11 protein-coding genes and 1 pseudogene are annotated in these 8,358 nt (G+C 45.9%); 4 read left to right on the forward strand and 8 right to left on the reverse strand.

The genetic code is table 11. The annotated features are described in order from the left end of the window. Together A918_RS0101625 and A918_RS0101630 are read left to right on the forward strand one after the other, a co-directional pair. Positions 1–317, forward strand: a pseudogene (locus tag A918_RS0101625) (hypothetical protein); the annotation flags it as partial. A gap of 160 nt (positions 318–477) precedes the next feature. After that, entirely contained in the window at positions 478–951 is a 474-nt protein-coding gene (locus tag A918_RS0101630) for a ferritin-like domain-containing protein (RefSeq protein WP_022709367.1), read from the forward strand. A gap of 67 nt (positions 952–1,018) precedes the next feature. Here A918_RS0101630 and A918_RS0101635 read toward each other — a convergent pair whose 3' ends face one another. The 3 genes from A918_RS0101635 to A918_RS0101645 form a co-directional block, all read right to left on the reverse strand. Then, entirely contained in the window at positions 1,019–1,243 is a 225-nt protein-coding gene (locus A918_RS0101635; RefSeq protein ID WP_022709368.1) for a hypothetical protein, read from the reverse strand. Between the two features lie 159 nt (positions 1,244–1,402). Continuing rightward, on the reverse strand, positions 1,403–1,714 hold the full coding sequence (locus tag A918_RS0101640) for a hypothetical protein (protein WP_022709369.1): 312 nt from the start codon (positions 1,712–1,714) through the stop codon (positions 1,403–1,405). Positions 1,715–1,812: 98 nt separating this feature from the next. Further along, a complete protein-coding gene (locus tag A918_RS0101645; RefSeq protein WP_022709370.1) occupies positions 1,813–3,039 on the reverse strand; it encodes an FAD-binding oxidoreductase in 1,227 nt (408 codons plus the stop codon). Positions 3,040–3,265: 226 nt separating this feature from the next. On the opposite strand from A918_RS0101645, the gene A918_RS0101650 reads away from it, so the two are divergent. Further along, positions 3,266–4,231, forward strand: a complete 966-nt coding sequence (locus A918_RS0101650) for a DUF808 domain-containing protein (protein ID WP_022709371.1) — start codon at positions 3,266–3,268, stop codon at positions 4,229–4,231. A gap of 44 nt (positions 4,232–4,275) precedes the next feature. On the opposite strand, the gene A918_RS21950 is transcribed toward A918_RS0101650, so the two are convergent. The 3 genes from A918_RS21950 to A918_RS0101665 are packed head-to-tail and all read right to left on the reverse strand — an operon-like array spanning position 4,276 to position 5,962. Next, positions 4,276–4,437, reverse strand: a complete 162-nt coding sequence (locus A918_RS21950; protein ID WP_022709372.1) for a hypothetical protein — start codon at positions 4,435–4,437, stop codon at positions 4,276–4,278. After that, complete coding sequence (locus A918_RS0101660; protein WP_022709373.1) at positions 4,434–4,688, reverse strand: hypothetical protein; 255 nt, start codon at positions 4,686–4,688, stop codon at positions 4,434–4,436. Before A918_RS0101660 ends, A918_RS21950 begins: the two co-directional genes overlap by 4 nt. After that, positions 4,688–5,962, reverse strand: a complete 1,275-nt coding sequence (locus A918_RS0101665) for a type VI secretion protein ImpB (protein ID WP_022709374.1) — start codon at positions 5,960–5,962, stop codon at positions 4,688–4,690. Before A918_RS0101665 ends, A918_RS0101660 begins: the two co-directional genes overlap by 1 nt. A 225-nt stretch (positions 5,963–6,187) precedes the next feature. On the opposite strand from A918_RS0101665, the gene A918_RS0101670 reads away from it, so the two are divergent. Then, entirely contained in the window at positions 6,188–7,384 is a 1,197-nt protein-coding gene (locus tag A918_RS0101670) for a site-specific integrase (RefSeq protein ID WP_022709375.1), read from the forward strand. A 167-nt stretch (positions 7,385–7,551) separates the two neighbouring features. On the opposite strand, the gene A918_RS0101675 is transcribed toward A918_RS0101670, so the two are convergent. Both A918_RS0101675 and A918_RS21650 read right to left on the reverse strand, forming a co-directional pair. After that, positions 7,552–8,061 carry a hypothetical protein gene (locus A918_RS0101675; RefSeq protein WP_022709376.1) on the reverse strand — a complete coding sequence of 170 codons (510 nt, stop codon included), beginning with the start codon at positions 8,059–8,061 and terminating at the stop codon, positions 7,552–7,554. A 49-nt stretch (positions 8,062–8,110) separates the two neighbouring features. Beyond that, complete coding sequence (locus A918_RS21650; RefSeq protein ID WP_022709377.1) at positions 8,111–8,266, reverse strand: hypothetical protein; 156 nt, start codon at positions 8,264–8,266, stop codon at positions 8,111–8,113. Positions 8,267–8,358 lie beyond the last annotated feature (92 nt).

Genomic DNA, 8,358 nt, shown 5'->3' on the forward strand with positions numbered 1-8,358 from the left:
CAGCCGCGGGCGCGGCTGGAGGTGCGGTAGTTGGTGCTGCTGCTGGCGGTTTGGTTGGAGCTCTGGCGGAAGCAGGCGTATCCGATGACGATGCGCAAATGTATGCAGAGGGTGTGCGTCGAGGTGGTACCTTGGTAAGCGCCCATGTAGCAGATGAAAAATATGGTATCGCGCAGCAAATTCTGACGCGTGCAAACATGGTCAATCTGGAAGAACGCCGTCGCAGATATACCGAAGAGGGCTGGGAGCGCTTTGATCCGGATGCACGACCATATAGTGTGGATGAAATCGATGCGGAGAGATTACGTTATCGATAAATAATTATTAAAGGCAGAGTAATCTGCCTTTAATTTTTTCCGAGAAATTTTAGTTATGTGTATGATTATTAAGAAAAATATTTTTTTCTGAATCGCTAAATTGATGCTCGGAACTTAAATCTCTTCATATCGTTGTACTCAATTAACAGGAGGAGACAAGATGAAAACTCTAGCTGATATTTTTCTGCATACCCTAAAAGATGTTTACTATGCAGAGAATGCAATAGTTAAAGCTTTGCCTAATGTAGCTAAGGCTGCACAGGATGCTAAACTCAAAGAAGCGGCAGAGAAGCACTTGGAGGAAACCAAAGGTCAGATCGAGACTTTGAAAAAGGTTTTCAAGTCTATCGGTAAATCCGCGGAGGGCGAAAAGTGCGATGCTATAGAAGGTCTTATTAAAGAGACTGATGGGTTGATAAAAGAGGCTTCAGGAACAGCCTTAAATGCCGGATTGTTGGCAGCATGTCAGGCTGTCGAGCATTATGAGATTTCCCGTTATGGGTCCTTGCGGGAATGGGCCAAGCAATTAGGTCATGAGGAAGCCCATACCTTACTTAGTGAAATTTTGGATCAGGAAAAAGCCACTAATAATAAACTAACTAACTTGGCTATCTCCTCAATCAATAAGCCGTAACGAATGATATATGCAAATATGAGAACATCGGAATTATTCGATGTTCTCATATAGTTTGGAATAAATTTTAGAATAGATACTCTTCAATTTCGGAAATTAATTTTGCAATATTCTGCGGGTCTTTTTCTCCGCTTTTATAAATATTTATCACGGCTCTTGCCAAAACATCCTTGTTCTCATCGGATGTAGGACACCGGCCAAGAATATTGCAAACCTCATCATAGGCTTGTTGCAGCATATGTAATTGCTCTGGTGTATAGGCACCAACGATATCAGCTTTTTTAAAAGGCATTTTTCTTATCCCGCTCATAATCATCAAGATAGATTGATTGCAGCGGATGAAATTGTCATATCAAGATTTGTGAAGAGATATGACCAGATGGATAAAAAACCATAAAAGGCTAATAATTATAAAACCAAGCAAATTTTGCGTTTTGCATACGCTTATAAATTACTTAGTCTCTTTATTCCTTTTACGTGTTTGAGCTGCTTTTTTTGCCGAAGCGGATCGTTCGCTCACACTCCTTGATACGGCTACCTCACCACCCTTTTTGCCACCTTCTTTCGAGGCGGGGTGATCGGTTTTCTTGCCTCTTCCAGAGCCGCCGGGCATTTTACCGCCTCCATCATCTTTATTTACGGTTGCCCATGCGCGGCTTTCGGCTTCATCTTCAGGGATACCTTTTTTCTCATAACTTTCAGCGATGTGTTGTGCTTTTCTCTTCTGTTTGTCTGTATACTTAGATTTATCGCCACGGGGCATGATTGCTCCTTTCTACCATTTGAGTGAATACCAGGTTCACACTGATATGTTGGTCAACGGTATAGAATTGGAGATGTTCCATATTTAGGAACTTTGGCTCAACGAAATTTGAATAAATTCTCGACGGGATCTGATTGTCCCTTTAATTTGGCGGAGATTATATCTGCTGCTATCTTGCTAAAAGTTATGCCGTTGCCTCCATATCCCATAACTGCAAATACGTTTTTATGATCAGGCACTTCACCGATCATCGGTATACCAAGTTTGGTATCTCCAAAAGCAGCGGCCCAACGAAATGCCGGCGTCCCAATATTTATATTCAAAAGAGTGCTGATTTTTTCCGCAATAGTGTTTGTTTTCTCAGCTAATAATTGAGGATCTTTGTATGCTTCCGGGCTTTCCGTGTCCTCACCGCCAGCAATTAGGCGGCCGTCATAACCGGTGCGGAAATATAAGTATGGATCTGAACCTTCCCAGACTAAAAAATCATTCAGCCAATGCGGTAATCTGATATTTTTCCGGCTTGCTAAAGCCCAGGTCGAAATAATTTGATGATTTTTGTTTTTTAGCGATTGTAAAAATTCGTACCCAGTACAAAAGATTACGAACTTTGCTGAATAAATTTCGCCTGCAGAAGTTGCCAGTACCACTTGGTCATTTAAAGATACAAAGTCTGTTATCTCTATGCCTTCAATGATTTCTGCTCCTTGCTTTTGAACGAGGCGTAGTAGACCCGCTGTCATTTGAGCCGGATTTGCAGACGCAGAGTATGAGCTTACAATTCCTGCAGTGCGGTTGATATTGAATTCGGTTTTTAGAGATTTTTGATCCAGATATTTGGCATTAATCTGGGCAGAATTGCGAGCTTTGGCCTCTGTCAGTAGGGCACGTTTTCCGTATTTATCACCCGCCAAATACAGTGCAGATTTGTGCTGCATCTGACAGTGAATTCCATGTTTTTTGATAAGTTTATGTAAATCGCTGACGGCATTTACAGAGCGTTGCCATATTGTTTCTGCCTGAAGTGTTCCGATGTGCTGGATCATTTTGCAGAGAGGCATATCTATTTCATGCTGCAGCATAGCGGTACTGGCCATGGTACTCCCATGAACAGGCGTTCTTTTTTCCATGATGGCCATTTTGCGTTTATTACCGCTTAGAGCTTCGGCAACCAAGGCACCGCTAATTCCCGCACCAACAATAATTATATCAAAGTTACGTGCTGAAGCTGTTTTTCTCGTTCTTACAGATATACGGGGTGTAGTCTGCCAGTAAGGGAGCGATACTCGGAGTTTGTTCTCAACTGTTACTGACGTCTTTTTCATAACCAGATCCTTTATGAGTCAATCACAAGGCTAACTTTTCAAAAGTGAAATGGTTCAACACTACCTTTGGCGATTTGGACAAACGGAACCCGCAGAACTACCAATTCTCCGCGTTCTGTGAGTTTCGTGGCTATACTGGCGGCTACAGTCATCCTAATTAACGACTTCTAATCTTGTTTATTGCTATCCTTGAACTACTCTTATTTATTCCATTGGAGATAATGATATGAGTGGTTTGCTGGCGCTTTTAGATGATGTGGCTGCCATCGCGAAGGTAGCTGCAGCTTCTGTCGATGATATTGCTGCCAATGCAACGCGTGCCGGCACAAAAACCCTTGGTGTTATTATTGATGATGCTGCAGTAACGCCAAATTATGTTGTCGGAATAACTGCGGCTCGCGAACTTCCTATGATCGCCCGAATAGCTATGGGGAGCTTGCGAAATAAGGCCTTCCTCATACCGGGCTTATTAGCATTGGATTATTATTTTCCGATTGCAGTGACTGGGCTTCTAATGATTGGCGGTGCGTATCTTTGCTACGAAGGCGCAGAAAAAATCTGGCATAAGCTAATTTCCTCAAATTCTCACGAAAGCGGTGAGACTGATAAAGCTCAGGATCCTACAGCGCTTGAAGAAAGTCGTGTCTCAGGCGCAGTGAAGACGGATTTCATATTATCTGCCGAGATTATGACGTTAGCTCTCTCAATGATTGAATCCCGATCTTTATGGATTGAGTTAGTAACATTATGCTTGGTTGGTCTTATGGTGACACTGCTTGTGTATGGAGTCGTCGCTGTAATCGTTAAACTTGATGACTTTGGTGTGCTTCTAGCCAAAAGAGGCAGATTGTCTTGGACACGTGCTTTTGGTCATTGGACGGTTCGTTCTGTTCCCAAATTATTGTGGCTACTGACCGTAATCGGCACCGCAGCGATGCTTTGGGTCGGTGGGAATATCTTCATTCACGGAATGCATGAATTGGGGATGCATCAGCCGAATGGATTCATAGAACATCTGGCGACATTAGCATCAAGCAAAGTTTCAGAAGCCTTTGCTGCTGTGGCTAACTGGTTAGTGACTGCATTTTCCGATGGTATATTCGGCTTTATTCTTGGTTCGCTTCTAATCCCTGTTGTCGGAAAGATATTCTTCCCGACTTGGAACTTAGTGATGAACAAAACAAATCAATGAGCATTTCCATAAATTTGTTTAAGATACAGGATTGAACCGTTGGTTCATTTCGGCATGTTCAATCCATCGTCCTTATGCTCGAAACAAAACCACTCTGTGCCGAAGCGACCTTTGAAGCCGTAGGCTCCCCAGTTCTTGCACCCTTTATGTAAGCAATAATGGATATAAATACCTTTGGATGTGCGGGACTTGATATCGTCGCTCATGCCAGCCCTCCAGTGAAGCCGGACATCTCATCCAGCCGAACCATGGCCATACGCATCTGACCTTTGCAGCCTCGTGCTTTGCAGCGGGCGCGTCTCTCTATCTCATCCAGATATAGCTGTTCACGGCCTTTGGCTGTGCAGATCGTGGCCTTTTTGATGTAAACAAGCCTGCTGCACTTTTTGCAGATCATTTCCAGCTTTTGAGTGTCAGATAAATCACTGACCCTGTAATTGGTTTTCCAGTTGCCCATCAGTAGAAGTCCTCCGCAGAGGGGATGCGCACATAGCTGATCTTACCGCCGACATGCCCCCCCGCTGGGGGCTTCCATTCACCCATGTGAACAATTGTGCTGGAATATTTGGAATTGAGCGCATCCATAGCGCCATTGGCTCTTTCCCATTTCTGCCGCATCGCATCATCATTGTTGAAGATATCCAGCTGACGGGCATTGGCCTCGCTCAAATCCATCAGGGTAACACCGACACGGAAAATGGTTGTGCGTCTCGGCAGTTCTCTCCGTGCGCATTCCCAAAGCGCTGTATGCGCCGTCATAATGGCTTGCTCATCATTCACGGTCGGCATTTTGATCGTGCGGAACCATGAGCCGCCATCAATTGCCATCCAGAGCCACAAGCCGCTGGCATAGTATTCCTCGCGCCGCAATCGCCTGCCAGCCTTCACCAAGAGTAAGCGGGCAATCTCATAGGCTCCGTTGATGCACCGGCTCTCTGGCGGCAATACACGGGCATGGCCATACATGCCGCGCTTTTGTGGCATGGCCTGAATGTCGTAGCCGTGCAGCGCCATCCACAGCCGCTCTCCGTTCACACTTCGCCAGATTTTGCGCATATGTTTTGGCTGCAGATTGTAGAGCTGCTCAGTTGTGATCACTTGACTATGAGCAAGCCGCATTTTCATGCTGTGGCCAACGCCCGGAACATCTTCCAACTTCACCTTAAACAGCGGCTCCGGCATCATATGCGGGTGCCAGATTGCTAAGCCATTGCCATACTGACCAGCCTTCTTGCTGGCGTCCTTGCCAGCTTTACAGGCCATCTTTGCCAGCTGCCGGTTGGCTGCGAAGCCGATTGAACTTGTGATGTATGGCCCGATATTCTGTCCAATCCTCTGCTTGATCTGAAGTGCCAAGCCTTCCGGATCTCTCCGCCCGCGCTCATCCAAAATGCAGGTTAACTCATCAATGCTCTTAGCCGTATCAATCGGGATAACCGTTTCAATCTCGCAGAGCAGGGCGTTATGGGCGCGGCGATACAGGTCTGGTTTCTGCCCGACCAAAATTAGGTCAGGACAGAGTGCTTTCGCATCCTTAATCCGCATGACGTTTTTTACGCCATAGGCTTTCGCTTCTTTGGAGCAGGCAATGACGGCTGTGCGGTCTGTTCCAACAAACGGCACGACACCGACCGGCCTGCCACGCAGGCGCTTATCGCATTGCTGTTCTACACTCGCAAAAAAGCCGTCAAAGTCGAGGTAGAGACGTTCAATTGTTTCTGGCTTACGCATGGCACAACAAATCCGTGGCGCAAACGAGTGCGCAAAAGGTCGGTAAGTTTTTAAAAATTCAATTCTGTTCTACAAATGTTCTCAATCTTAAAAAGAGTCAAGACAGATTCTAAACAGCTAATAGATGTTGTGAATTACGGGAGTAACGTCTGTTTAAGCCTCCCATGTTCGGATTGATAGGCGCCTTCTGTTGCATACATTCTGCGTGTCAAATAGCTTGCAACCATGGCTTTACGAAAACGAACATTACCATCCGGAAAGAACGCTTGGCTTGCCGAATACCGCGACGGTGAAGGCAAGCGGAGGTTTAAGCAATTCACTCGGAAAAAGGATGCCGATGACTTCCTTTTGACCGTTCGTGGTGAGGTTCGTCATGGTACGCACGTTGCTGAATCTGAAAGTGTTACTGTTCAGAAGGCTGGCGAATTATGGTTGTCTGCGGTTGATGCGCGCGGGCTTGAGCGCTCTACGGCTAATCAGTATGCGCAGCATGTAAATCTGCATATTTCTCCATTTATCGGCGCTACCAAACTTTCGAAATTAAATATCGCTGCTGTACGCGCATTCGAAGATAGATTGCGTGATGAGGGTCGTTCTCCGGCAATGGTTCGAAAGATATTGGTGAGCCTCGGCTCATTGTTGTCAGACGCACAGGATCGGGGTTTAGTTGCTCGCAATGTTGTGCGTGAAAAATCAAAAACTCGTAGTTTCGGTACGGATCGCCGTATTGAAAAACGAAAGAAAGGCAAGCTGAAGGTCGGGGTGGACATTCCAACCACAGAGGAGATCCGGTCAATCGTCATGGCACTTGAAGGCAGGTGGCGACCTTTGTTTTTGATGGCAATCTTCGCTGGGTTGCGAGCGTCTGAGTTGCGCGGCTTACGGTGGAGTGATGTTAATCTGAAGAAGGGTGAGGTGCATGTAAGACAACGTGCAGACCGGTTTAATGAAATAGGTGCTCCCAAATCTGAGGCAGGCGAACGAACCATTCCTGTGCCACCAATTGTAATTGATGCAATGAAAGAATGGAAAAAAGAATGCCCGCACGGAGCATTAAATCTATGCTTCCCAACGGGGGCTGGAACGGTCGAAAGTTTAGCGAACATTCGTCGACGCGGCTGGGCGCCAACGCAAATTAAGGCTGGTGTTGTTCTTAACACCGGTAAACTCGATGAGGATGGGCGGCCGATATTGGAAGCAAAATATTCTGGTCTGCATAGCACGCGTCATTTCTTTGCTTCATGGCTGATCAATCGCAAAGAGGATGGCGGCCTTGGTATGCCGTTAAAAGTGGTTCAATCACGAATGGGGCATGCAACAATCAATGTTACGGCTGACGTATATGGACACCTATTCCCATCTGATAACGCAACTGACGAACTGGCATTAGCTCAAAATGCATTGCTTAGAGGTGCAACATAACGTAACATATTTATAAAATTATTGTTTAAAAACAATGATTCAAATAGGATTGAAAATCCGCGTGTCGGCGGTTCAAATCCGTCTCCGGGCACCACTCTAATTCCTCCATATTTAGTTTTGAACTTCTTTATTCACTGCTCTGCCGATTGTTTTGGCGTTCTGTGAAATCAGTGCGCTATTTTTCCGCTGAGTGCTGTGTAGCACGCAGTCAGCTCATGCATGGCCGCTTCCGGCTGTGCAGATGCAAAATAATAAGGGCCGATTTGCAGCTTTTTTGCTGTTGAGATCAGTTTGATCCAGTCCGGTTCCCCGTTCAGCTCAACCGTTAATGTACCGGCGAGGGGCATGGCTTCGGCTTTGATTTCGCAGTCATTGATAAAAACCGGATAGCGGCCGGTATTTTCCGGAAATTCCTGAGCAACCGACAGCATAGCCGATAAACGCGGTTGTTTCTGGTCCGGTGTTGCTTTGACAACCACCATTGAAAACTCGCTTTGCTCTGTGCCTTTCAGAGAGATAAAGCAGGAGCATTGTGCGGTCTGCAACGTCCATGCTTCTATCTGCTTTTCAGACAAAGCATGATCTCCGTCTTCCGCATTGCACATTTCCGGTTCTGGCGGTTTGCGAACCGAGAAATATAATGTCCACAGAATGATGACGGAGAATGTTGAGAGCATCACTTATCCGAAAATATCCCGCTGATGTGTTTGAAGCGGCAGGAACACTTCAAGCTGTCAGCAGCAGCGTAATCATCGCAATTGCGGCCAGAGGAATAACCGCCCAATAATATTCTCTGCGCAATTTTCCTGTACTGACCGACAGGGCAATAAGCATCGCGACAACAATCGGAATAACGATAAACACAATATCAGTCAGTGACATGAGACACTCTTCAAAGGATTTGCAATTGCCGGAGCAAGCCAATCCGTAACATAAAAAAATGACAAAGCCTTATGAAAATGAAGAGGGGGGGG

Origin of the sequence: Pseudochrobactrum sp. AO18b, from assembly GCF_000409565.1 — a bacterium.
Classification (GTDB): Bacteria; Pseudomonadota; Alphaproteobacteria; order Rhizobiales; family Rhizobiaceae; genus Pseudochrobactrum; species Pseudochrobactrum saccharolyticum.